This window comes from Citrobacter freundii complex sp. CFNIH9, assembly GCF_002903305.1.
GTDB lineage: Bacteria > Pseudomonadota > Gammaproteobacteria > Enterobacterales > Enterobacteriaceae > Citrobacter > Citrobacter portucalensis.
On record NZ_CP026238.1, the window covers coordinates 1215141 to 1239108 of the forward strand.

General features: G+C 52.7%; 20 protein-coding genes. 15 read left to right on the forward strand and 5 right to left on the reverse strand.

All coding sequences use genetic code 11. From position 1 onward, the window contains the following. Positions 1–394: 394 nt before the first annotated feature. Both ampG and C2U43_RS06055 read right to left on the reverse strand, forming a co-directional pair. Positions 395–1870 carry a muropeptide MFS transporter AmpG gene (ampG, locus tag C2U43_RS06050; RefSeq protein ID WP_048214791.1) on the reverse strand — a complete coding sequence of 492 codons (1476 nt, stop codon included), beginning with the start codon at positions 1868–1870 and terminating at the stop codon, positions 395–397. Between the two features lie 44 nt (positions 1871–1914). Beyond that, positions 1915–2493 carry a lipoprotein gene (locus tag C2U43_RS06055; protein ID WP_016152050.1) on the reverse strand — a complete coding sequence of 193 codons (579 nt, stop codon included), beginning with the start codon at positions 2491–2493 and terminating at the stop codon, positions 1915–1917. A 306-nt stretch (positions 2494–2799) separates the two neighbouring features. On the opposite strand from C2U43_RS06055, the gene bolA reads away from it, so the two are divergent. The 9 genes from bolA to fadM all read left to right on the forward strand — a co-directional run bounded on the left by bolA (position 2800) and on the right by fadM (position 13221). After that, on the forward strand, positions 2800–3117 hold the full coding sequence (gene bolA, locus C2U43_RS06060; RefSeq protein WP_003021619.1) for a transcriptional regulator BolA: 318 nt from the start codon (positions 2800–2802) through the stop codon (positions 3115–3117). A gap of 344 nt (positions 3118–3461) precedes the next feature. After that, a complete protein-coding gene (tig, locus tag C2U43_RS06065; protein ID WP_003021622.1) occupies positions 3462–4760 on the forward strand; it encodes a trigger factor in 1299 nt (432 codons plus the stop codon). A gap of 247 nt (positions 4761–5007) precedes the next feature. Beyond that, positions 5008–5631, forward strand: a complete 624-nt coding sequence (gene clpP / locus C2U43_RS06070; protein WP_003021624.1) for an ATP-dependent Clp endopeptidase proteolytic subunit ClpP — start codon at positions 5008–5010, stop codon at positions 5629–5631. 126 nt (positions 5632–5757) lie between these two features. Then, positions 5758–7032 carry an ATP-dependent protease ATP-binding subunit ClpX gene (gene clpX, locus C2U43_RS06075; RefSeq protein ID WP_003831013.1) on the forward strand — a complete coding sequence of 425 codons (1275 nt, stop codon included), beginning with the start codon at positions 5758–5760 and terminating at the stop codon, positions 7030–7032. Between the two features lie 184 nt (positions 7033–7216). Continuing rightward, the gene (gene lon / locus C2U43_RS06080; RefSeq protein ID WP_003831014.1) at positions 7217–9571 is read left to right on the forward strand and encodes an endopeptidase La; all 2355 of its coding nucleotides are present in this window, start codon (positions 7217–7219) and stop codon (positions 9569–9571) included. 190 nt (positions 9572–9761) lie between these two features. Further along, positions 9762–10052: a nucleoid-associated protein HU-beta gene (gene hupB, locus C2U43_RS06085; protein ID WP_219352570.1), complete on the forward strand. Its 291-nt coding sequence runs from the start codon at positions 9762–9764 to the stop codon at positions 10050–10052. Positions 10053–10320: 268 nt separating this feature from the next. Further along, positions 10321–12195, forward strand: coding sequence for a peptidylprolyl isomerase (gene ppiD, locus C2U43_RS06090; RefSeq protein WP_003831016.1), 1875 nt, complete (start codon positions 10321–10323; stop codon positions 12193–12195). Positions 12196–12341: 146 nt separating this feature from the next. Further along, the gene (locus C2U43_RS06095) at positions 12342–12716 is read left to right on the forward strand and encodes a helix-hairpin-helix domain-containing protein (protein ID WP_008783945.1); all 375 of its coding nucleotides are present in this window, start codon (positions 12342–12344) and stop codon (positions 12714–12716) included. Positions 12717–12822: 106 nt separating this feature from the next. Next, on the forward strand, positions 12823–13221 hold the full coding sequence (fadM, locus tag C2U43_RS06100; protein ID WP_003021636.1) for a long-chain acyl-CoA thioesterase FadM: 399 nt from the start codon (positions 12823–12825) through the stop codon (positions 13219–13221). 105 nt (positions 13222–13326) lie between these two features. Here the strand turns inward: fadM and queC are convergent, their stop codons facing one another. Both queC and C2U43_RS06110 read right to left on the reverse strand, forming a co-directional pair. Further along, positions 13327–14022 (reverse strand): 7-cyano-7-deazaguanine synthase QueC, encoded by a 696-nt coding sequence (queC, locus tag C2U43_RS06105; RefSeq protein WP_043015404.1) that lies wholly within the window; start codon positions 14020–14022, stop codon positions 13327–13329. Between the two features lie 65 nt (positions 14023–14087). After that, entirely contained in the window at positions 14088–15788 is a 1701-nt protein-coding gene (locus C2U43_RS06110) for an SgrR family transcriptional regulator (protein WP_103284811.1), read from the reverse strand. 144 nt (positions 15789–15932) lie between these two features. Between C2U43_RS06110 and cof the strand changes: the two genes are divergently transcribed. Next, positions 15933–16751 carry an HMP-PP phosphatase gene (gene cof, locus C2U43_RS06120; RefSeq protein ID WP_008783948.1) on the forward strand — a complete coding sequence of 273 codons (819 nt, stop codon included), beginning with the start codon at positions 15933–15935 and terminating at the stop codon, positions 16749–16751. 50 nt (positions 16752–16801) lie between these two features. Here cof and C2U43_RS06125 read toward each other — a convergent pair whose 3' ends face one another. Then, the gene (locus C2U43_RS06125) at positions 16802–17857 is read right to left on the reverse strand and encodes a PLP-dependent cysteine synthase family protein (protein ID WP_220471131.1); all 1056 of its coding nucleotides are present in this window, start codon (positions 17855–17857) and stop codon (positions 16802–16804) included. A 116-nt stretch (positions 17858–17973) separates the two neighbouring features. Between C2U43_RS06125 and decR the strand changes: the two genes are divergently transcribed. The 5 genes from decR (at position 17974) to amtB (ending at position 23925) form a co-directional block, all read left to right on the forward strand. Beyond that, positions 17974–18432, forward strand: a complete 459-nt coding sequence (gene decR / locus C2U43_RS06130; protein WP_003831023.1) for a DNA-binding transcriptional regulator DecR — start codon at positions 17974–17976, stop codon at positions 18430–18432. 44 nt (positions 18433–18476) lie between these two features. Continuing rightward, complete coding sequence (locus tag C2U43_RS06135) at positions 18477–20249, forward strand: SmdA family multidrug ABC transporter permease/ATP-binding protein (RefSeq protein ID WP_020996575.1); 1773 nt, start codon at positions 18477–18479, stop codon at positions 20247–20249. Further along, positions 20242–22020: a SmdB family multidrug efflux ABC transporter permease/ATP-binding protein gene (locus tag C2U43_RS06140; protein WP_103284812.1), complete on the forward strand. Its 1779-nt coding sequence runs from the start codon at positions 20242–20244 to the stop codon at positions 22018–22020. The genes C2U43_RS06135 and C2U43_RS06140 overlap by 8 nt, the downstream gene beginning before the upstream one ends. A gap of 248 nt (positions 22021–22268) precedes the next feature. Then, positions 22269–22607: a P-II family nitrogen regulator gene (gene glnK, locus C2U43_RS06150; RefSeq protein ID WP_003021657.1), complete on the forward strand. Its 339-nt coding sequence runs from the start codon at positions 22269–22271 to the stop codon at positions 22605–22607. A 31-nt stretch (positions 22608–22638) separates the two neighbouring features. Beyond that, the gene (gene amtB, locus C2U43_RS06155; protein ID WP_008783954.1) at positions 22639–23925 is read left to right on the forward strand and encodes an ammonium transporter AmtB; all 1287 of its coding nucleotides are present in this window, start codon (positions 22639–22641) and stop codon (positions 23923–23925) included. Positions 23926–23968: the final 43 nt, after the last annotated feature.

Consider the following 23968-nt stretch of genomic DNA (forward strand, 5'->3'; position numbering starts at 1 on the left):
TATCAATAAACGGACAATTGAGGAACAAAAAATAAATCTTTCTTGGCTGAATCGAGTAAGGAAAATAGTATATATAAAAGGCGTCAATAATTTCCAAATTCTTTGGCGCACAAAATAACAAATATTATTTTTAGCAGTTGTTGCTTATTTCGCCGTTATAATTACGTAGGGTGATTACAACGACCAAATATGCTCGTCATACTTCAAGCTACAGGTGTGTTGGCTTTCCTCGCTCACCCCAGTCACTTACTTATGTAAGCTCCTGGGGATTTGCTGCGTCGCCGCGTGATTCGGCCTCTCGGCCTCTCCCCTACGGGGCCAGCGCAAGCGCTGTTCAAAACGCTCACGCCTTTTGTCCCGTAACTCGAATTATTTAGAGCATAAATATGCAACATCATGCCAGACGGGTTTTGCGCAATGCCAGATAATCAAGCAATCCACCAAAAACGACCCCGCAGACCGCGACTACCACTGAGACTTCAAGCAGTTCCGGCAGGAAGGAGAAGTTGGTGTAATCCAGCGCGTTCATGGTTAACAGCAGCAGCCAAACCAGCAGCAGGCAGCAGCCCGCAACTAGCGTCATTAATGCCAGACTGTATGCTCCACGAAATTCCGTGCGCGGAATGAAGCTTTCATTTTGCCAGCTATGTTCCAGGGTCTGGCGACATACCAGCAGCAGTATCAGACCGGGGATCGCGGCAAACACGGAGAACAGATAAAACGTCGGCCAGCCGTGTGCTTCGACAAACCAACCCGCTACCGGGCCAACGTAAACGCGACCAACGGCTGAAAGCGCGGAGAGCAGGGCGAACTGGGTCGCTGAGAAGGACTTATTGCACAGCGTCATTAATAAAGCGACAAATGCCGCCGTGCCCATTCCGCCGCACAGGTTTTCAAAGAAGACGGCCGCCGCCATGCTGAACATGTGTTTGTCAGTGATGGACAGTAGCCAGTAGCCCGCATTCGACGCCCCTTGCAAGATGCCGAAAATAAGCAATGCGCGGAACAGAGAGAGGCGCTGCATCAGGATCCCACCGTACAGCGCGCCAACAATGGTGGCCAGTAACCCCAGCGTCTTATTCACCACGCCAACTTCACCCGCATCAAACCCAACGCCGCGGATTAAAAAGGTGGTGGTCAGGCTCATGGCGAAAGCATCCCCGAGCTTATACAGCACAATAAGCAGCAGGATCAGCCATGCATTGTTACGACCAAAGAAGTCTCGCAGCGGAGCCGCAACCGCCTGTTCCAGCGTTTTAGGCACCGGAATGGTGTCAGTCGGTTCAGGTGCTAACAGGGTGGCGATGATACAGGGAATCAACAGCGCAGCCATCAGCCAGTACATCCCTTGCCAGCCCAGCCAGCGATCGGCCATCCACAAGGCCAATCCGCCTGAAACCAGCATCCCTAATCGATAGCCCAGCACGCTGATAGCCGCGCCGGTACCGCGGTCTTCTGCGGGCAATACGTCGGTTTTCCAGGCATCAAAGACGATATCCTGCGATGCCGAGCAAAAAGCGATCACTACTGCGAGTGCGGCCATCCAGCGTAACTGTGTGCCAGGCTCCAGAAAGCCCATCGCAGCGATAGAAATTAACAACAGCACCTGGGTCGCCAGCAGCCAGCCGCGACGTCGACCTAAAAACGGTGGCGTGTAACGGTCCATCAACGGGGACCAGAGAAATTTAAATACGTAGGCCTGACCGACCAGGGAAAAGAAACCGATGGTTTTAAGATCGATATTCTCGACTGTCATCCACGCCTGAAGCGTACCGGAGGTGAGTGCGAGCGGTAAACCGGAGGCGAACCCCAGAATGAGCAGGATAGCTGAACGTGGTTGCTGAAAAATACGTAAGTATTGACTGGACATGGGCTTCTATAGGCCCGACGAACGCCGGGCCATATGGGCAGAAATTAACGAGCGTTCTGCTTGATGAAATCGTGAACGCTGGTGTCCTGAGACATATCAGCGATGGTGTCGGTCAGCACGCTGTTAACGGCATCAGCGATATTTTTGTTAGAGGCTTGCAGTGCACCTTCAACAGAATAGCTTGCGCGGTAGTTTTTGGTCATCTTGTTGCCGTTGGCGGCGGTCGCAATGATGGCGATGTCTGCTTTGGTGGCGATGTTATAGCGCACGCTACCCTGAGACACGTCAGCATACAGCTGGCTAACAATGATTTGCAGGTTGACTGCACCGTTCGGTCCAATCATATAACCGCGTGCGGTCATCTGTTTTTCCAGTACTTCTTGCAGCAGGAAACGCAGGTCGCGGGACGCGGTCAGGGTCACCAACTGGTTGTCGCGGGTGACTTTTGCCAGCGCTTGATCCTGGCGCTGGTCGGCTCCGTTGATGCTAACGGTCACACCCATCAGGCTTGGGTCCTGCTGCGGCAGGGTAATTTTCGGGGAGACTTCAATAGTGGTCGGCGGTGTTGCGCATCCAGCTAACATAAACAGCGCGACAAACGGGACGAGAATTTTTTTAAACATGCCAGGGCTCTCAGCGAATCTAAATTGTATGGTTAGAGAAAATTCCCGCCATCATAACATCGCCAACGATGAGGGGAAGTGGGTAACGCATGTAAATTCATTGTGTTGTCCGTTTTATGACTTTGTGGAGACTATAAACGGACTTTTTGCAATAAATTGGAGTGAGGAATCAGTGAACTTCATCCGTTTGAATGAGAAAATCAGACAAGCGCTAATTTTTTGTTGCTAAGGTGTAATGAAAACGGTAAAAGCGGCTAGTATTTAAAGGGATGGGTGACATCTCAGCGTTGTCGGAGGAAAAATTTCATGATGATTCGTGAGCAAATAGAAGAAAAATTAAGGGCAGCGTTCGAACCCGTGTTCCTCGAAGTTGTGGATGAAAGCTATCGTCACAATGTCCCGGCTGGTTCTGAAAGCCACTTTAAGGTTGTACTGGTTAGCGATCGCTTTACAGGTGAACGTTTTCTTAATCGTCATCGGATGATTTACAGCACGTTAACGGCGGAGCTTTCCACAACCGTTCATGCGCTTGCCCTGCATACCTACACTATTAAGGAGTGGGAAGCGTTGCAGGATACGATTTTTGCATCGCCTCCGTGTCGTGGGGCGGGAAGCATCGCGTAAAAACGGATTTGCAACAACCGACGCTTTTCCAGTATGTTGCTACAGATTATGTGAAAACGGCCTGCGGGCCGTTTTGTTTTGTCTGAATTCTGGGGCAGTCGTACAGTATTCAGACAAAAATTAGCCGGGAATTGTGAAAAAAGCCGCAGCAACGCGCGATAACCGTTCTCGACTCATAAAAGTGATGCCGCTATAATGCGCGTCTTATTTTTCGGAATGTCTTCGGGATGATTCTGACGACAGGGAATGTGATTGCTTATGAGAACATCCCAGTTCCGCGAAGCCAACAACCTGTGCTTGCGGAGAAGAGTTGACCGAGCACTGTGATTTTTTGAGGTAACAAGATGCAAGTTTCAGTTGAAACCACTCAAGGCCTTGGCCGCCGTGTAACGATTACTATCGCTGCTGACAGCATCGAGACCGCTGTGAAAAGCGAGCTGGTCAACGTAGCGAAGAAAGTGCGTATTGACGGTTTCCGCAAAGGAAAAGTACCGATGAATGTTGTTGCTCAGCGTTATGGCGCGTCTGTTCGCCAGGACGTTCTGGGTGACCTGATGAGCCGCAACTTCGTTGACGCGATCATCAAAGAAAAAATCAATCCGGCTGGCGCACCGAACTACGTTCCGGGCGAATACAAACTGGGTGAAGATTTTACTTACGCGGTAGAGTTTGAAGTTTACCCGGAAGTTGAGCTGACTGGCCTGGAAGCAATCGAAGTTGAAAAACCGGTTGTTGAAGTTACCGACGCTGACGTTGACGTAATGCTGGACACCCTGCGCAAGCAGCAGGCTACCTGGAAAGACAAAGACGGCGCTGCTGATGCAGAAGACCGTGTAACCATCGACTTCACCGGTTCTGTAGACGGCGAAGAGTTCGAAGGCGGCAAAGCGTCTGACTTCGTACTGGCGATGGGCCAGGGTCGTATGATCCCGGGCTTTGAAGAAGGCGTTAAAGGCCACAAAGCTGGCGAAGAGTTCACTATCGACGTGACCTTCCCGGAAGAATACCACGCTGAAAACCTGAAAGGTAAAGCTGCGAAGTTCGTTATCAACCTGAAGAAAGTTGAAGAACGCGAACTGCCGGAACTGACTGAAGAATTCATCAAACGTTTCGGCGTTGAAGATGGTTCCGTAGCAGGTCTGCGCGCTGAAGTCCGTAAAAACATGGAACGCGAGCTGAAAGGCGCTGTGCGTAACCGCGTTAAGTCTCAGGCGATCGAAGGTCTGGTAAAAGCTAACGACATCGACGTTCCGGCTGCTCTGATCGACAGCGAAATCGACGTTCTGCGTCGTCAGGCTGCACAACGTTTCGGCGGCAACGAGAAACAAGCTCTGGAACTGCCGCGTGAACTGTTCGAAGAACAGGCTAAGCGTCGCGTAGTTGTTGGTCTGCTGCTGGGCGAAGTGATTCGTACCAACGAACTGAAAGCTGACGAAGATCGCGTTAAAGGCCTGATCGAAGAGATGGCTTCTGCTTACGAAGATCCGAAAGAAGTTGTTGAGTTCTACAGCAAAAACAAAGAGCTGATGGACAACATGCGTAACGTCGCTCTGGAAGAGCAGGCTGTTGAAGCCGTTCTGGCGAAAGCGAAAGTGACTGAAAAAGCCACTTCCTTCAACGAACTGATGAATCAGCAGGCGTAATTCGTCGCTTTTTTAGCTCGAATTTCGTACGCAAGCCCGTCACCTTTTGGTGGCGGGTTTTTTTTTGTCACGCATTTTGCATGGGAAGAGTGCGAAAACAGCGTTTCAGTGTTAGCGTTACAACAAAAGATTGTTATGCTTGAATTATGGCGATGTCGTACCCATTACTGAGGGACTAGCTGATAATCCGTCCATAAGGTTACAATCAGCACAGCAGGTTTTTTCAAATTTTATCCAGGAGACGGAAATGTCATACAGCGGCGAACGAGATAACTTTGCACCCCATATGGCGCTGGTGCCGATGGTCATTGAACAGACCTCACGTGGTGAGCGCTCTTTTGATATCTATTCTCGTCTACTTAAGGAACGCGTCATTTTTCTGACCGGCCAGGTCGAAGACCATATGGCTAACCTGATCGTGGCGCAGATGCTGTTCCTGGAAGCAGAAAACCCAGAAAAAGATATCTACCTGTACATCAACTCCCCTGGTGGAGTGATCACTGCCGGGATGTCTATCTATGACACCATGCAGTTTATTAAGCCGGACGTCAGCACCATTTGTATGGGCCAGGCGGCCTCAATGGGTGCGTTCCTGCTGACCGCCGGGGCGAAAGGCAAACGTTTTTGCCTGCCTAACTCTCGCGTCATGATCCACCAGCCTCTGGGCGGTTACCAGGGCCAGGCAACGGATATTGAAATTCATGCCCGTGAAATCCTGAAGGTAAAAGGGCGCATGAACGAACTTATGGCGCATCATACGGGTCAATCTCTTGAGCAGATTGAACGTGATACCGAGCGCGATCGCTTCCTCTCCGCTTCTGAAGCGGTAGAGTACGGTCTGGTCGACTCGATTTTGACCCATCGTAATTAATGCCCAGTGCGCAGGTGTGCCGCTATAATTACCTGGAGCGGCACAACGCTGACTAGCGTCTTGCGCCTGAGAATGGCATTTGCGTCGTCGTGTGCGGCACAAAGAACAAAGAAGAGGTTTTGACCCATGACAGATAAACGCAAAGATGGCTCGGGCAAATTGTTGTACTGCTCTTTTTGCGGCAAAAGCCAGCATGAAGTGCGTAAGCTGATTGCCGGTCCATCCGTGTATATCTGCGACGAATGTGTTGATTTATGCAACGACATCATTCGCGAAGAGATTAAGGAAGTAGCACCGCACCGTGAACGCAGTGCGCTGCCGACGCCACATGAAATTCGCAACCACCTGGACGATTACGTTATCGGTCAGGAGCAGGCGAAGAAAGTGCTGGCGGTCGCGGTATACAACCATTACAAACGTCTGCGCAACGGTGACACCAGCAATGGCGTCGAGTTGGGCAAAAGTAACATCCTGCTGATTGGCCCGACGGGTTCCGGTAAAACGCTGCTGGCTGAAACGCTGGCGCGCCTGCTGGACGTTCCGTTCACCATGGCTGATGCCACCACGCTGACCGAAGCCGGTTATGTGGGTGAAGATGTTGAAAATATTATTCAGAAGCTGTTGCAGAAGTGCGATTACGACGTGCAGAAAGCACAGCGTGGGATCGTCTATATCGATGAGATCGACAAGATTTCTCGTAAGTCTGATAACCCATCTATTACCCGTGACGTTTCCGGCGAAGGCGTACAGCAGGCGCTGTTGAAACTGATCGAAGGTACGGTTGCTGCCGTTCCGCCACAGGGTGGTCGTAAACATCCTCAGCAGGAATTCCTGCAGGTTGATACCTCCAAGATCCTGTTTATCTGCGGTGGTGCATTTGCCGGTCTGGATAAAGTCATTGCTAACCGTGTTGAAACCGGCTCCGGCATTGGTTTTGGCGCAACGGTAAAAGCACAGTCTGATAAAGCCAGCGAAGGTGAACTGCTGTCGCAGGTCGAACCGGAAGATCTGATCAAATTTGGTCTGATCCCTGAGTTCATCGGTCGTCTGCCGGTTGTGGCAACACTGAGCGAGCTGAGCGAAGAAGCGTTGATCCAGATCCTCAAAGAGCCGAAAAACGCCCTGACCAAGCAATACCAGGCGCTGTTCAATCTTGAAGGTGTCGATCTGGAATTCCGTGAGGAAGCGCTGGATGCGATCGCTAAGAAAGCGATGGCGCGTAAAACCGGTGCTCGTGGTCTGCGTTCTATCGTCGAAGCCGCGCTGCTCGACACCATGTACGATCTGCCTTCTATGGAAGACGTCGAAAAAGTGGTGATCGATGAGTCGGTGATTGGCGGTCAGAGCAAGCCATTGCTGATTTACGGTAAGCCGGAAGCGCAGCAGGCATCTGGCGAATAATTCATCAATTCATACAGACATTTAATTAAAAAGGGGGGATTTTATCTCCCCTTTTATTTTTCCGTAAACATGGCGTTGAATGTGTGGGAAACATCCCCATATACTGACATACATGTTAAAGGTGGTGTGAAGCACAGTCGTACCATCTGATTACCTGGCGGAAACTAAACTAAGAGAGAGCTCTATGAATCCTGAGCGTTCTGAACGCATTGAAATCCCCGTATTGCCGTTGCGCGATGTGGTGGTTTATCCGCACATGGTCATACCCTTATTTGTAGGGCGGGAAAAATCTATCCGTTGTCTGGAAGCGGCTATGGACCATGATAAAAAAATCATGCTGGTCGCACAGAAAGAAGCGTCAACGGATGAGCCGGGTGTAAACGATCTTTTCACCGTCGGGACCGTGGCCTCTATTTTGCAGATGCTGAAACTGCCTGACGGCACCGTAAAAGTGCTGGTCGAGGGGTTACAGCGTGCGCGTATTTCTGCGCTGTCTGACAACGGCGAGCATTTCTCTGCGAAAGCAGAGTACCTTGACTCGCCTGCTATTGATGAGCGCGAACAGGAAGTGCTGGTGCGTACCGCTATCAGCCAGTTCGAAGGCTATATCAAGCTGAACAAGAAAATCCCACCAGAAGTGCTGACGTCGCTGAACAGCATTGACGATCCTGCACGTCTGGCGGATACCATCGCTGCACACATGCCGCTGAAGCTGGCTGACAAGCAGTCCGTGCTGGAGATGTCCGACGTTAACGAACGTCTGGAATATCTGATGGCGATGATGGAGTCTGAAATCGATCTGCTGCAGGTTGAGAAACGCATTCGCAACCGTGTGAAAAAGCAGATGGAAAAATCTCAGCGCGAGTACTATCTGAACGAGCAGATGAAAGCTATTCAGAAAGAACTCGGTGAGATGGACGATGCACCGGACGAAAACGAAGCGTTGAAGCGTAAAATCGACGCGGCGAAAATGCCGAAAGAGGCAAAAGAGAAAGCGGAAGCAGAACTGCAGAAGCTGAAAATGATGTCTCCTATGTCGGCGGAAGCGACTGTGGTGCGTGGCTACATCGACTGGATGGTACAGGTGCCGTGGAATGCGCGTAGCAAGGTCAAAAAAGACCTGCGTCAGGCGCAGGAAATCCTCGATACCGACCATTATGGTCTGGAGCGCGTCAAAGACCGTATCCTTGAGTACCTCGCGGTTCAAAGCCGTGTAAATAAAATCAAGGGGCCGATCCTGTGTCTGGTTGGACCGCCGGGGGTAGGTAAAACCTCTCTGGGGCAGTCCATTGCGAAGGCAACAGGGCGTAAATACATCCGTATGGCGCTGGGCGGCGTGCGTGATGAAGCCGAAATTCGTGGCCACCGCCGGACCTATATCGGTTCTATGCCGGGTAAACTGATCCAGAAAATGGCCAAAGTGGGCGTTAAAAACCCGCTGTTCCTGCTTGATGAGATCGACAAAATGTCTTCCGACATGCGTGGCGATCCGGCTTCCGCACTGCTTGAGGTGCTGGATCCAGAGCAGAACGTGGCGTTCAGCGATCACTACCTGGAAGTGGACTACGATCTCAGCGACGTAATGTTTGTTGCGACCTCTAACTCCATGAATATTCCGGCACCGTTGCTGGATCGTATGGAAGTGATCCGTCTGTCCGGTTATACCGAAGACGAAAAGCTGAACATTGCCAAACGTCACCTGTTGCCGAAACAGATTGAGCGTAATGCGCTGAAAAAAGGTGAGCTGACGGTCGACGATAGCGCCATTGTGGGCATTATTCGTTACTACACCCGTGAAGCAGGCGTACGTAGTCTGGAACGTGAAATCTCTAAACTGTGCCGTAAAGCGGTGAAACAGCTGCTGCTGGATAAATCGCTGAAACATATTGAGATCAATGGCGACAACCTGCACGATTATCTGGGTGTACAGCGCTTTGACTATGGCCGCGCGGACAACGAAAACCGCGTTGGTCAGGTGACGGGTCTGGCGTGGACGGAAGTGGGCGGCGATCTGCTGACTATCGAAACCGCCTGCGTACCGGGTAAAGGTAAGTTGACCTACACCGGTTCTCTGGGTGAAGTCATGCAGGAGTCGATTCAGGCTGCGCTGACCGTGGTGCGTGCGCGTGCGGAAAAACTGGGTATTAACCCGGACTTTTACGAAAAACGCGACATCCACGTTCACGTACCTGAAGGGGCTACGCCGAAAGACGGTCCAAGTGCGGGTATTGCTATGTGTACTGCGCTGGTTTCTTGTCTTACCGGTAACCCAGTTCGCGCCGACGTGGCGATGACGGGTGAGATCACCCTGCGTGGTCAGGTTCTGCCTATCGGTGGTTTGAAAGAAAAACTGCTGGCGGCACACCGTGGCGGCATTAAGACGGTCTTAATTCCCGATGAGAACAAACGTGACCTGGAAGAGATTCCGGACAACGTAATTGCCGATCTTAATATTCACCCGGTGAAACGTATTGAGGAAGTTCTGACTCTTGCATTGCAAAATGAACCCTCTGGAATGCAGGTTGTGACGGCAAAATAGTGACCTCGCGCAAAGAGCATTAATAAAAACAGGGCTGGCAGGCCATTTCGGGCTTGCCAGCCTTTTTTTGTATAGCTAATTTAGATAACGGATTAGGCTTGCCATCATTAACGGGTGTTGTAAGGGCATGGCAGGCCTGATATAACTGCTGCGCGGTCGCACTTTGAAGGATTCAGGTGCGATATAAATTATAAAGAGGAAGAGAAGAGTGAATAAATCTCAACTGATCGACAAAATTGCTGCAGGGGCTGATATCTCTAAAGCTGCGGCTGGACGTGCGTTAGATGCAATTATTGCTTCTGTTACCGAATCTCTGAAAGAAGGTGATGACGTAGCGCTGGTAGGTTTTGGTACTTTTGCCGTTAAAGAGCGTGCTGCCCGTACTGGTCGCAACCCGCAAACAGGTAAAGAGATCACCATCGCCGCGGCTAAAGTACCGGGCTTCCGTGCAGGTAAAGCACTGAAAGACGCGGTAAACTAAGTGATTTCCCCTTTGGGGATGTGACGAAGTACAAGGGCGCATCGACTGATGTGCCTTTTTTATTTGTAATTCCGGTACTTTCTACGCGTTGTGGGCTGACAATTGCCCCTGTTTCTTGTCACAATAGACCTTTGTGCGCAGCGTTCAGGAAACGCTATGCTGCGTGAAGCATATATACTCAAAATCCTTGTTGCCGTTGTTGTCATCAACGCGGGGGCAGCAGAGAGGATAACGCGTATAGTCATCTACAGCGGAGTGTGGTTACACCATGATGGACAGCTTACGCACGGCTGCTAACAGTCTCGTGCTCAAGATTATTTTCGGTATCATTATCGTGTCGTTCATTTTGACCGGCGTGAGTGGTTACCTGATTGGCGGGGGCAATAACTTCGCCGCCAAAGTGAATGGCCAGGAGATCAGCCGCGGGCAGTTCGAGAATGCGTTCAACAGCGAACGTAACCGCATGCAGCAACAGCTGGGCGATCAATACTCCGAGCTGGCCGCGAACGAAGGTTATATGAAAACGCTGCGTCAGCAGGTGCTGAATCGTCTTGTTGACGAAGCACTGCTGGATCAGTATTCCCGCGAGCTTAAGCTCAACATCAGCGACGATCAGGTTAAACAGGCCATTTTCGCCACGCCTGCGTTCCAGGTGGACGGCAAGTTTGATAACAACCGCTACAACGCGATTGTCAATCAAATGGGAATGACTGCAGACCAGTATGCTCAGGCATTACGTAATCAGCTTACGACACAGCAGCTGATTAACGGTGTTGCCGGTACGGACTTCATGCTGAAAGGCGAAACGGACGAACTGGCGGCGCTGGTCGCACAGCAGCGTATCGTGCGCGAGGCGACGATTGACGTTAACGCACTGGCCGCGAAGCAGTCTGTTACCGAGCAGGAAGTTGCCAGCTACTACGAGCAGAATAAAAACAACTTTATGACGCCGGAACAGTTCCGCGTGAGCTACATCAAGCTGGACGCTGCTGCTATGCAGGAGACGGCCAGCGATGCTGATATTCAGTCTTACTATGACCAGCATCAGGATCAGTTCACTCAGCCGCAGCGTAACCGCTACAGCATCATTCAGACCAAAACGGAAGATGAAGCTAAAGCGGTACTGGACGAGCTGAACAAAGGCGGTGATTTTGCTGCGCTGGCGAAAGAAAAATCTGCCGATATCATCTCTGCCCGTAAAGGCGGCGATATGGGATGGCTGGAAGATTCCACCACCCCGGATGAGCTGAAAAATGCTGGTCTGAAAGAAAAAGGCCAACTGTCTGGCGTAATTAAGTCTTCCGTTGGTTTCCTCGTTGCGCGTCTTGACGACGTACAGCCTGCGCAAGTTAAACCGCTGAGCGAAGCCCGTGACGAGATTGCGGCAAAAGTGAAGCAGGAAAAAGCGCTGGATGCGTACTATGCGCTGCAGCAGAAAGTCAGCGACGCGGCCAGCAATGATAACGAATCTCTGGCGGGTGCAGAGCAGGCTGCGGGTATGAAAGCGGTTGAAACGGGCTGGTTTAGCCGTGACAGCCTGCCGGAAGAACTGAATTTCAAACCAGTCGCTGACATCATTTTCAATGGTGGTCTGGTTGGTGAGAACGGTACGCCTGGCAGTAACTCCGATATCATCACCGTGGACGGCGATCGTGCGTTCGTGCTGCGTATTGCAGAGCACAAAGCCGAAGCCGTGAAGCCACTGGCTGAAGTGAAAGAGCAGGTAACTGCGCTCGTTAAGCACAATAAAGCAGAGCAGCAGGCGAAGCTTGATGCCGATAAACTGCTGGCGGATCTGAAAGCCGGTAAAGGCGATGAAGCGATGAAAGCGGCGGGTCTGAGCTTTGGCGAGGCGAAAACGCTGAGCCGTACGGGTCAGGATCCGCTGAGCCAGGCTGCCTTTGGTCTGAGCCTGCCGGCGAAAGACAAACCGAGCTACGGCGTCGCGAACGACATGCAGGGTAACGTTGTTCTGTTGGCGTTGGACGAGGTGAAAGCCGGTTCTATGCCTGAAGCGCAGAAGAAAGCGATGGTTCAGGGGATCACTCAGAACAACGCGCAGATTGTCTTCGAAGCGCTGATGAGCAACCTGCGTAAAGCCGCAAAAATTAAAATCGGGGATGCGCTGGAACAGCAGCAATAACCGAGGCAGTTCGCAAAAAATTGCAAAAAGTTGTATCTACCAAAGGCCGCTTTCGCGGCCTTTTCCATTTCTGATATTTGCCGTTTGTCTGCCGTTCTGCACCTCGCTATCGTGATTCCACTGTTAACAAACAAGGAGAAAACAGTATGAAACATGGAATCAAAGCTCTGCTTATCACTCTTTCATTGACCTGCGCTGGTATGGCCCAAACCGCATTGGCGGCTGAGCCTGTCGCCAAAAGCCAGGCGACTCAAACCAAAGCGGAAAACCCAGGGGCGGCACAAAGCAAAGCCACACAGCCCGCTAAAGCAAGCGACGATGAGGGCACCAGGGTAAGCATCAACAACGCTTCTGCGGAGGATTTAGCGCGAGTTATGAATGGCGTGGGTCTAAAGAAAGCGCAGGCGATTGTGAGCTATCGTGAGGAGTACGGGCCGTTTAAAACGGTGGACGATTTAAAGCAGGTGCCGGGCATGGGCAGTTCACTGGTTGAGCGTAACCTGGCAGTTTTAACACTTTAATAACTTGCAGAGCGCTGAAAGTTTGCCAGACTGTAGAGGTCATACCAGTTATGACCTCTTTACCCAAAAATCTGTTCCTATAAAAACAACGTAAGGCTCCTGCGCTATGCAAACACAAATCAAAGTTCGTGGTTTTCATCTTGATGTCTATCAGCACGTTAACAATGCCCGCTATCTGGAGTTTCTGGAAGAAGCCCGCTGGGATGGTCTGGAAAACAGCGACAGCTTTCAGTGGATGACAGCACACAACATCGCTTTTGTGGTCGTGAATATTAATATCAACTACCGCCGTCCTGCGGTGCTGAGCGACCTGCTGACTATCACCAGTCAAGTTCAACAGTTAAATGGCAAAAGTGGTGTGTTAAATCAGACCATTACTCTGGAGCCGGAAGGGCAGGTGGTGGCAGACGCGCTGATTACGTTCGTCTGTATTGATTTGAAAACGCAAAAAGCGTTGCCGCTGGAAGGGGAGTTGCGCGAAAAACTGGAGCAGATGGTGCAGTAGTGGCTGCGACTGCCGGAAGGCGACGCTCAAGCGTCTTATCCGGCCTACAAGAGTTGCTGCAACTGCATGTAGGCCGGATAAGCAAAGCGCCATCCGGCAATACAATCACTTTAACCCGGTTTTCTGCTTCATTGCCGCCATCACTGCCGATTTATCCGCCAGATAATGGTTCAGGCCGTTGGCACGCAGATTACACGCCGCACAGTGACCGCAACCGTCACCTTTGATGCCGTTATAGCAGGTCAGCGTTTCTTCGCGTACCAGGTCCAGCTTGCCCCAATAATCGGCCAGTGCCCAGGTTTCGGCTTTATCGATCCACATCAGTGGGGTTTCAAAGCGAATATCTTTCGCCATCCCCAGGCTTACAGCATGGTTCAGGGCTTTAACGAACTCATCGCGACAGTCCGGATAGCCGGAGAAATCGGTCTCACAAACGCCGGTAATGACCGCCTCTGCCTGCACCTGGTACGCGTAAATTGCTGCCAGCGTTAAGAACAGAATATTGCGTCCTGGCACAAAGGTATTGGGAATGCCGTTCGCATCCGGTTCGTAATCGGGTACCGGAATGTTATCGCGGGTCAGGCTGCTGACAGCCAGTTCACTGAGCAATGTGACATCAAGCACTTTGTGCGCGCGCGCGCCAAGTTTTAAGGCCAGGTCACGTGCGACATCAATCTCAGCGCGATGGCGCTGACCATAATCAAAGGTCACGCAGTGCACTTCATCATACTGATGCAGCGCTTGCGCCAGACAAGTCGTGGAGTCCTGACCTCCACTGAATACAACAACGGCACGTTTCATGGCTTTTCCTGACAAAATAACGAAGCCCTTATGGTAGCGCCTGGGCGTGCCGTCGACCAGCTTCTTCACGCGGAAGGAGGTGGCAGCCAGGCTTCGGTAAACTCGAACCAGCCACGAGGATTCAGGCGTACGCCGTTCACGCCCGGTGGCGCGCTGATGCGATAGTGATAATTGAACAGTGGCGTCAGGGTAGCGTCATGCATTAGCGTGGCGAAAACTTGTTGTAAAGCCGCGTGGCGATCGTCCTCATCGGCCTGAATTTGAAGGGCATCCAGGGTCGTTTGCAAATGTGTATATGCTGGCGCATTCAATACATGTGACCAGAGCTGATCACAGCGCAACCACTGTTCGAGAGTATATTCAGGTGCCTCACCAATCAGCCTGTCGCCCATCATCAGATCGGCCTGGGCTAAGGGATGATCGCCATCCCAGTTTTTAGCATTATGAAAAATAAGCGTTAATTCACAGCCGAGCAGCGCCAACGCCTGGCGAAGCTGTTCAGCCATAGCGTGAAGTTCTACCGGCAGGTGATAAGCCAGCGTCAGCTTTTCCGGCAGCGCTACCTCGTCGAGTTCATCCCATTGCGGGATAGTCCATCCGGGGAGCAGTGCATTGCTTGGCGTGATCAGATTTTCATCCACTTCAAGCGTTTGTAGCAGGGAAGAACGGTGGATGATATTGATCAGTCTACGGGCCTGCTGCGTATTCAGTCGCGCGCTTTTTCTGAGCGTGAGATAGCAAAAACCAAGACTGATCCCGCTGCTTACCTGGCTTAGCATAGGCAACTCTTCGGGTTTACCAATCGCAATTTGCACCGGATGGCGACAGCTGGTGCCCAGATCCTGGGAGAAGAGCTGCGGGGTTATCCAGTATTCAATGGCTTTTAGCAGCGGATGACTCAGATGGTAGTGATCGTGACTCTCGATACGCACCAGCTCAGGAGTAAACAGCGTCAGCCGGAACGGGCCGGTACCCACAAACGGGTGCTCAGGATGCGCCAGGTGACTGCTGTAGCTTGCCAGACGGTGCGCCAGCCAGTAGTCGGGACGATGCAGAATAAAGGTCAGACACTGGGGATGCGTCACCTCAATGCGCTTTACGCTGATAAACAGCTTATTCAGCGCGGGGAGTTCTAACAGCTTCAGCAACTGCTGATGTAGCTGTGTGCTGCTGACCGCATCGCCGTTATGCCAGTACAGGGTGGAACGAATATAGAAATCCCAGCGCAGGCCGTCAGCGGAGATATTCCAGTGGTGGGCTAAGTCTCCACAGGGACGTTGCGTAGTGCTGTCAAACCGGGTCAGGCCAGAGAAAACTTGTCCAGCGAGGTGTTGCTCTGCGCGACCGGGGAGAAATCCGGGGTGCAAGGGGTCGAGCTGGCGGTAATAGGGAATACGTAGGGTTGGCGTGTCGTTTTGCCACTGACCGCCCATAAACGGTTGTAGCAGTGTTCTTAATTCGCCCGGCGCCAGCTGAGCCAGTTCCAGTACGCTAAGCTGCTCTCCCTTTTGCAGCGCCTGTTCCATCATGGTGTTGCGCAGTGAATCTGGCGTCACTAAAAACCGCAGCTGCCCGCGTTTCCCGCGCCCCGACTGAGCATGCCACTCCAGCCAGCCCGCATCCTGCGCTTGCTTTAGCAGGGTACGCACATGGCGTTCGCTACAAAAACAGCGTTCGGCCAGTTCCCCGACGGTCACCGACTGCGGTTCGCCGTTCGAGGGCAGCCACAGGCGTTGGTACTGGTTCAGGCGATTAAGCAGACGCATTGATACTTTTTCCTTCAGGATGTTCGCTAACGGTTTATGCGTAGAGAAACCCGGAACAATTCATTTTATCTATTCACTATTACTTCCGTATATCTCAGGTGATACTGGATCACAAGTTAACCGCGTCACAGTGTGGAGAAAGAAATGGCTCGTCTGGCTGCATTTGATATGGATGGCACCCTTTTGATGCCGAATCACCATTTAGGTGACGAAACGCTTTCAACGCTGTCGCGCCTGCGTGAACGCGATATTACTCTGACATTTGCTACCGGTCGCCATGTGCTTGAGATGCGCCATATTTTAGGCTCGATCTCGCTGGACGCCTTTTTGATCACGGGTAACGGCACGCGCATTCACTCTGTTGAGGGCGATGTGTTACACCGTCAGGATCTGGATCCGAATGTCGCGGATATTGTGTTGCATCAGAAGTGGGACACTACCGCCAGCATGCATGTCTTTAATGACAATGGCTGGTTCACCGGACAAGAGATCCCCTCGCTGCTGCAGGCGCATGTGTATAGCGGATTTCGCTACCAGATCGTCGATGTGAAACGTATTCCGGCGCATCAGGTTACGAAAGTCTGTTTCTGTGGCGATCATGACTCTTTGATCCAATTGCGAATTCAACTGAATGAAGCGCTGGGTGAACAGGCGAATCTCTGTTTTTCCGCGTTTGATTGCCTTGAGGTGCTGCCGCTGGGCTGTAATAAAGGATCCGCGTTGGCGGTATTGAGCGACCATTTAGGTTATTCAATGGCCGAGTGTATGGCGTTTGGCGATGCCATGAACGATCGCGAAATGTTAGGCAGCGTTGGGCGCGGCCTGATTATGGGTAACGCGATGCCGCAACTGATTGCTGAACTGCCTCATTTATCGGTGATTGGGCATTGCCGTAATCAGGCAGTGTCACACTTTTTGACGCATTGGCTGGACAATCCACATCTACCTTATTCCCCCGAATGAGAGATCCCTTCCAGCAAGCCAGACTTCGCGTCTGGCTTTTTTTTATCCCATTAATGGGTGTTCAGTAGTTGGGCAAGCTCCGCTTTCCACGGCGTTAAATCACCGATGTGCGCGTCGACCCACTGTGGGTTGTAGTAGGTTTCCAGATAGCGTTCGCCGCTGTCACACAACAGTGTCACCAGCGAACCGGTAACGCCTGCATCGCGCATACGGGCGGCAAGTTGTAGCGTTCCCCACATGTTTGTGCCGGTAGAGGCGCCGACCTTGCGGCCCAACTGCGTTTCCAGCCAGTGTGCGGTGGCCACGCTTGCGGCATCCGGCACGCGCAGCATTTCATCGACCACGTCAGGAATGAAAGACGGTTCGACACGCGGGCGGCCAATGCCTTCAATTTTACTTCCTACCGGACTGCGTAACGTGGCATCGCGATCCTGCCAGAAGGGCAGAAAGACCGAGTTTTCCGGGTCTACCACCATCAGTTGAGTATCGTAGCCCTGACAGCGAATATAGCGGCCAATGGTTGCTGAGGTGCCACCGGTTCCGGCGCTCATCACAATATGGCGGGGAACGGGGTTGGGCTCGCACTGCATCTGACGAAAGATGCTGTCGGCGATATTATTATTGCCGCGCCAGTCGGTGGCGCGCTCAGCGTAAGTGAACTGGTCCATGTAATGACCGTTCAGCTCACGCGCCAGTTGCTCAGAGGCCGCATAGATTTCGCAGGCGCTTTCCACGAAATGACAGCGACCGCCGTAAAATTCAATCTGTTCAACTTTACGTTTTGCCGTACAGGAAGGCATGACGGCAATAAATGGCAACCCTAACAGTCGAGCGAAATAAGCCTCAGAGACCGCCGTTGAACCGGACGATGATTCAATGATGGTGGTGCCTTCTTTGATCCAGCCATTGCACAATCCGTACAGAAACAGTGAGCGCGCCAGACGATGCTTCAGACTCCCGGTCGGATGCGTGCTCTCATCTTTTAAATAGAGCTGAATGCCCGGGAACGCCGGTAGCGACAGGCGAATGAGATGCGTATCCGCAGAACGCTGATAATCCGCGTTGATTTCATTGATGGCGTTTTTAACCCAGGAGCTATTCATCATTAATAGATATCCATTTGTCATTTTGTGCCCAGAATAGCGAAAAGCACGGAAAAAATTGTTGCCATTTAGCCTTTAAAATAGAATGTAAGGAGAAAATTCTTCTCTGTGGAGTGGATATGTTAGACAAAATTGACCGCAAGCTACTCGGCTTACTGCAACAGGACTGCACCCTTTCTTTGCAGGCATTAGCAGATGCCGTTAATCTGACTACCACCCCCTGCTGGAAACGTCTCAAACGACTTGAGGATGACGGTATCCTGCTGGGCAGAGTCGCCCTGTTGGATCCAGAAAAACTGGGGCTGGGACTCACCGCGTTTGTGCTGATCAAAACTCAGCATCACAGCAGCGAATGGTATTGCCGCTTTGTCACTGAAGTGACCGGAATGCCCGAGGTTCTGGGGTTCTGGCGTATGGCAGGGGAGTATGACTACCTGATGCGAGTGCAGGTTGCTGATATGAAAAGCTATGATGAATTCTATAAGCGCCTGGTGAACAGCGTACCGGGCCTGTCTGACGTCACCTCCAGCTTTGCCATGGAACAGATTAAATACACAACTGCTCTACCTATTGAATAATTCTCCCGGCGCTTATTGCCGGAAATCTTGTCAGGATATAACGCGTGCGATTATTTGCTCAATTAAGCTGGTACTTCCGCCGGGAGTGGCGTCGCTACCTCGGGGCAGTGGCCTTGCTTATCATCATCGCTATCCTTCAGCTTATTCCGCCGAAAGTGGTCGGGATCATTGTGGATGGCGTGACGACTCAACGCTTCACCACCGAGCGGCTGCTGATGTGGGTGGGGACAATTGCCCTGATTGCCGTGGTGGTTTATTTGCTGCGTTATGTCTGGCGCGTGCTGCTGTTTGGCGCATCCTACCAACTGGCGGTTGAACTGCGGGAAGATTATTACCGTCAGTTGAGTCGCCAGCATCCAGAATTTTATCTGCGGCACCGTACGGGCGATCTGATGGCGCGTGCCACCAACGATGTCGATCGCGTCGTATTTGCCGCCGGAGAAGGGGTGCTGACGCTGGTAGATTCGCTGGTTATGGGGTGTGCGGTGCTGATCGTGATGTCAACGCAGATAAGTTGGCAACTGACGCTCATTGCGCTGCTGCCGATGCCGGTGATGGCGTTGATGATCAAACGTTACGGTGATCGACTCCATAACCGTTTTAAGCTGGCGCAGGCGGCGTTTTCCAGTCTCAACGATCGTACTCAGGAAAGCCTGACCAGTATTCGTATGATCAAGGCCTTTGGGCTGGAGGATCGGCAGTCGGCATTATTTGCCGCTGATGCTGAAGATACCGGTAAGAAAAACCTGCGTGTGGCGCGCATTGACGCCCGCTTTGATCCTACGATTTATATCGCCATTGGTATGGCTAACCTGCTGGCGATTGCCGGGGGAAGCTGGATGGTGGTTCACGGCTCGCTGACGCTCGGGCAGCTCACCAGCTTTATGATGTATCTCGGTCTGATGATTTGGCCGATGCTGGCGCTGGCCTGGATGTTTAACATCGTAGAACGCGGCAGCGCCGCGTATAGCCGAATTCGCGCCATGCTGGCAGAAGCGCCGGTAGTGGATGACGGTACTGAACCGGTGCCGGAAGGACGCGGCGAGCTGGCGGTGGCGATTCGCGAATTTTGTTACCCTCAAACCACCCACCCGGCGCTGGAAAATGTGAATTTCCAGCTCAAACCTGGACAGATGCTGGGCATCTGTGGTCCGACCGGCGCGGGAAAAAGTACGGTACTGTCGCTGATCCAGCGTCATTTTGATATCACCCAGGGCGATGTGCGCTTTCATGATATCCCATTAACGCGCTTACAGCTGGATAGCTGGCGCAGCCGACTGGCGGTTGTCAGCCAGACACCATTCCTGTTTTCCGATACCGTCGGTAATAACATCGCCTTAGGACGCCCGCAGGCCACGCAGGAAGAGATCGAGCATGTGGCGCGCCTTGCCAGCGTTCATGAGGATATTTTACGTCTTCCTCAGGGCTACGACACCGAAGTGGGCGAACGCGGGGTGATGCTGTCAGGCGGGCAAAAACAGCGTATTTCTATCGCTCGAGCGTTACTGCTGAACGCTGAAATTCTGATTCTGGATGATGCGCTGTCGGCGGTGGACGGTCGTACCGAGCATCAGATCCTACATAACCTGCGCCAGTGGGGCGAAGGCAGAACCGTGATTATCAGCGCACACCGTTTATCGGCTCTGACGGAAGCCAGCGAGATTATCGTGATGCAGCATGGGCATATTGCTCAGCGCGGTGAGCATGAATCTTTAGTGCAACAGCCCGGTTGGTATCGCGACATGTACCGCTATCAGCAACTTGAAGCGGCGCTGTCTGATGCACCAGAGATAAACGAGGAGGCGGCTAATGCGTAGTTTCGGGCAATTATGGCCAACTCTGAAAAGACTGCTGGCGTATGGTTCCCCATGGCGAAAACAGCTGGCGATTGCGGTAGTTATGCTGTGGGTGGCGGCTGCGGCGGAAGTCAGCGGTCCGCTGCTCATTAGCTATTTTATCGATAACATGGTGGCGAAGAACAATCTGCCATTGGCGATGGTTGCCGGGCTGGTTGCGGCCTATGTCGGTCTGCAACTGCTGGCGGCAGGTCTGCATTACGCTCAGTCATTGCTGTTTAACCAGGCGGCGGTTGGCGTAGTACAACAGTTACGCACCGACGTAATGGACGCTGCGCTGCGTCAGCCGCTCAGTGCTTTTGATACTCAGCCCGTCGGGCAGCTTATCTCCCGCGTGACCAATGATACTGAAGTTATTCGCGACCTTTACGTGACGGTGGTCGCAACGGTCCTGCGCAGCGCGGCCTTAATCGGCGCGATGTTAGTGGCAATGTTCAGCCTGGAATGGCGCATGGCGCTGGTGGCAATGGCCATTTTCCCAGCCGTGCTGGTGGTGATGGTGATTTACCAACGCTACAGCACCCCGATTGTGCGCCGGGTGCGCGCTTATCTGGCGGATATTAACGATGGCTTTAACGAAGTCATCAACGGCATGAGCGTTATCCAGCAGTTCCGCCAGCAGGCAAGGTTTGGCGAGAGAATGGGCGAGGCCAGCCGCTCGCACTATATGGCGCGTATGCAAACCCTGCGACTGGATGGTTTTTTGCTGCGTCCGCTGCTGAGCCTGTTCTCGGCACTGATCCTCTGCGGTTTGCTGATGCTGTTCAGTTTTACCTCTGGCACCTCCATCGAGGTTGGCGTGCTGTACGCGTTCATCAGCTACCTCGGCCGTTTGAACGAACCGCTGATCGAGCTGACCACCCAGCAATCAATGCTGCAGCAGGCGGTTGTCGCTGGTGAGCGAGTGTTCGAACTGATGGACGGGCCTCGTCAGCGCTATGGTGAAGACGATCGCCCGCTCAAAAGCGGAGACATTGAGGTGGATAACGTTTCATTTGCCTATCGCGACGACAATCTGGTGCTGCAAAACATCAGTCTGTCCGTGCCTTCGCGCAGCTTTGTGGCTTTGGTCGGACACACAGGCAGCGGCAAAAGCACGCTGGCCAGCCTGCTGATGGGATATTACCCGCTGACGCAGGGGGAAATCCGCCTTGACGGACGTCCGTTGTCTTCTCTGAGCCACGGTGCGTTACGTCAGGGCATCGCGATGGTGCAGCAGGATCCGGTGGTGATGGCGGATACCTTCCTGGCAAACGTCACGCTGGGTCGCGATATCTCAGAAGAGCGGGTCTGGCAGGCGCTGGAGACCGTGCAACTGGCTGAACTGGCTCGGGGCTTGAGCGAGGGGATTCATACCCGGCTGGGCGAGCAGGGCAATAATCTCTCCGTTGGGCAGAAACAGCTGCTGGCGCTGGCGCGGGTATTGGTTGAAACGCCGCAGGTGCTGATCCTCGATGAAGCCACGGCCAGTATTGATTCCGGTACTGAACAGGCCATTCAGCACGCGCTGGCGGCGGTCCGTGAACACACTACGCTGGTGGTGATTGCGCATCGGTTATCGACGATTGTCGATGCGGATACCATTCTGGTGCTGCATCGCGGTCAAGCGGTTGAGCGTGGTACGCACCAGCAATTACTGGCGGCGCAAGGCCGTTACTGGCAGATGTATCAGCTGCAGCTGGCGGGCGAAGAGTTAGCCGCCAGCACGCAAGAGGATGCTGTTATCGCCTGACGGCGCAGTGCTTATCCGGCCACGCGGTATCGTAGGCCGGGTAAGGCGTTTACGCCGCCATCCGGCAATCAACAATCTGGTGCAAAAATGTAACGCACTATGCACCGTTATAGTGCGTTTTTTCTTTTTCTCTCCCGATAGTACCCGGCGAACCTGAATCATTCCGCGTTTTTCATTCCTGGCACACCCCTTGCAATATTCCTCTCGTGTATCTGCAGCCACTACTGAATTCTGACTGGAGGGGATCTATGAAGCTGGTTACCGTGGTAATCAAACCGTTCAAACTGGAAGACGTCCGTGAAGCACTGTCGTCTATTGGTATTCAGGGGCTGACCGTCACCGAAGTGAAGGGATTTGGCCGACAGAAAGGTCATGCTGAGCTGTACCGTGGGGCTGAATATAGCGTCAATTTTCTGCCAAAGGTGAAGATTGATGTGGCGATTGCCGACGACCAACTGGATGGCGTGATTGATGTCATCAGTAAGGCGGCATACACCGGAAAAATTGGCGACGGCAAAATCTTCGTCGCCGAGCTGCAACGTGTGATTCGTATTCGTACCGGCGAAGCCGACGAAGCCGCACTGTAACTTCTGGCACACAGTGATAGGAAACCAAAAAATGAAGATAGCAACGATGAAAACGGGTATTGCTTCACTGGCGCTACTGCCGGGACTGGCAATGGCGGCACCGGCGGTTGCGGATAAAGCAGATAACGCTTTTATGATGATCTGTACCGCGCTGGTGCTGTTTATGACTATCCCTGGCATTGCGTTGTTCTACGGCGGTTTGATTCGCGGTAAGAACGTGCTGTCGATGTTGACTCAGGTGACGGTGACATTCGCTCTGGTTTGTATTCTATGGGTGGTTTATGGCTACTCACTGGCCTTTGGCGAAGGGAATAATTTCTTCGGCAACTTCAACTGGGTATTGCTGAAGAACATCGCGCTGACGGCGGTCACGGGGAGCTTCTACCAGTACATTCACGTTGCTTTTCAGGGATCTTTTGCCTGCATCACCGTTGGGCTGATTGTCGGGGCGCTGGCTGAGCGTATTCGTTTCTCTGCGGTGCTGATTTTTGTGGTGGTGTGGTTAACGCTGTCGTACATCCCCATTGCACATATGGTCTGGGGCGGCGGATTGCTGGCTTCTCACGGCGCACTGGATTTTGCCGGCGGGACGGTCGTGCACATCAACGCAGCGATTGCCGGTCTGGTTGGTGCGTATCTGATTGGTAAACGCGTCGGTTTTGGCAAAGAAGCCTTTAAACCGCATAACCTGCCGATGGTCTTCACCGGTACCGCTATTCTCTACATTGGTTGGTTTGGCTTTAACGCCGGTTCAGCGGGAACGGCGAATGAAATTGCTGCACTGGCCTTCGTCAATACCGTGGTCGCCACCGCTGCCGCCATCCTCGGATGGATCTTCGGTGAATGGGCGCTGCGTGGCAAACCGTCTCTGCTGGGCGCCTGTTCTGGCGCTATTGCGGGTCTGGTGGGCGTAACACCTGCATGTGGCTACATCGGTGTCGGCGGGGCGCTGATTATCGGTGTGGTTGCGGGGTTGGCTGGCCTGTGGGGCGTAACCATGCTGAAGCGTTTTCTGCGCGTGGACGATCCGTGTGATGTGTTTGGCGTGCACGGCGTGTGCGGTATTGTTGGCTGCATCCTGACCGGGGTTTTCGCTGCCAGCTCACTGGGCGGCGTGGGCTTTGCTGAGGGCGTGACCATGGGGCATCAGCTGCTGGTGCAACTGGAAAGCGTGGCGATCACCATCGTCTGGTCCGGCGTGGTGGCCTTCATTGGCTATAAGCTGGCGGATATGACGGTGGGTCTGCGCGTACCGGAAGAGCAGGAACGCGAAGGTCTGGATGTGAACAGTCACGGCGAGAACGCTTACAACGCTTGATGTTTCAATCTGCCGGATGGTAACGCTTTTGCGCCACCATCCG

Bases quoted from the DNA above. Each gene is read 5' to 3' on its own strand.
- C2U43_RS06055 (WP_016152050.1), bottom strand. From the start codon at position 2,493: ATGTTTAAAAAAATTCTCGTCCCGTTTGTCGCGCTGTTTATGTTAGCT.
- clpP (WP_003021624.1), top strand. From the start codon at position 5,008: ATGTCATACAGCGGCGAACGAGATAACTTTGCACCCCATATGGCGCTG.
- bolA (WP_003021619.1), top strand. From the start codon at position 2,800: ATGATGATTCGTGAGCAAATAGAAGAAAAATTAAGGGCAGCGTTCGAA.
- glnK (WP_003021657.1), top strand. From the start codon at position 22,269: ATGAAGCTGGTTACCGTGGTAATCAAACCGTTCAAACTGGAAGACGTC.
- fadM (WP_003021636.1), top strand. From the start codon at position 12,823: ATGCAAACACAAATCAAAGTTCGTGGTTTTCATCTTGATGTCTATCAG.
- tig (WP_003021622.1), top strand. From the start codon at position 3,462: ATGCAAGTTTCAGTTGAAACCACTCAAGGCCTTGGCCGCCGTGTAACG.
- cof (WP_008783948.1), top strand. From the start codon at position 15,933: ATGGCTCGTCTGGCTGCATTTGATATGGATGGCACCCTTTTGATGCCG.
- C2U43_RS06140 (WP_103284812.1), top strand. From the start codon at position 20,242: ATGCGTAGTTTCGGGCAATTATGGCCAACTCTGAAAAGACTGCTGGCG.
- amtB (WP_008783954.1), top strand. From the start codon at position 22,639: ATGAAGATAGCAACGATGAAAACGGGTATTGCTTCACTGGCGCTACTG.
- ampG (WP_048214791.1), bottom strand. From the start codon at position 1,870: ATGTCCAGTCAATACTTACGTATTTTTCAGCAACCACGTTCAGCTATC.
- queC (WP_043015404.1), bottom strand. From the start codon at position 14,022: ATGAAACGTGCCGTTGTTGTATTCAGTGGAGGTCAGGACTCCACGACT.
- ppiD (WP_003831016.1), top strand. From the start codon at position 10,321: ATGATGGACAGCTTACGCACGGCTGCTAACAGTCTCGTGCTCAAGATT.
- C2U43_RS06110 (WP_103284811.1), bottom strand. From the start codon at position 15,788: ATGCGTCTGCTTAATCGCCTGAACCAGTACCAACGCCTGTGGCTGCCC.
- lon (WP_003831014.1), top strand. From the start codon at position 7,217: ATGAATCCTGAGCGTTCTGAACGCATTGAAATCCCCGTATTGCCGTTG.
- C2U43_RS06095 (WP_008783945.1), top strand. From the start codon at position 12,342: ATGAAACATGGAATCAAAGCTCTGCTTATCACTCTTTCATTGACCTGC.
- clpX (WP_003831013.1), top strand. From the start codon at position 5,758: ATGACAGATAAACGCAAAGATGGCTCGGGCAAATTGTTGTACTGCTCT.
- C2U43_RS06125 (WP_220471131.1), bottom strand. From the start codon at position 17,857: ATGATGAATAGCTCCTGGGTTAAAAACGCCATCAATGAAATCAACGCG.
- decR (WP_003831023.1), top strand. From the start codon at position 17,974: ATGTTAGACAAAATTGACCGCAAGCTACTCGGCTTACTGCAACAGGAC.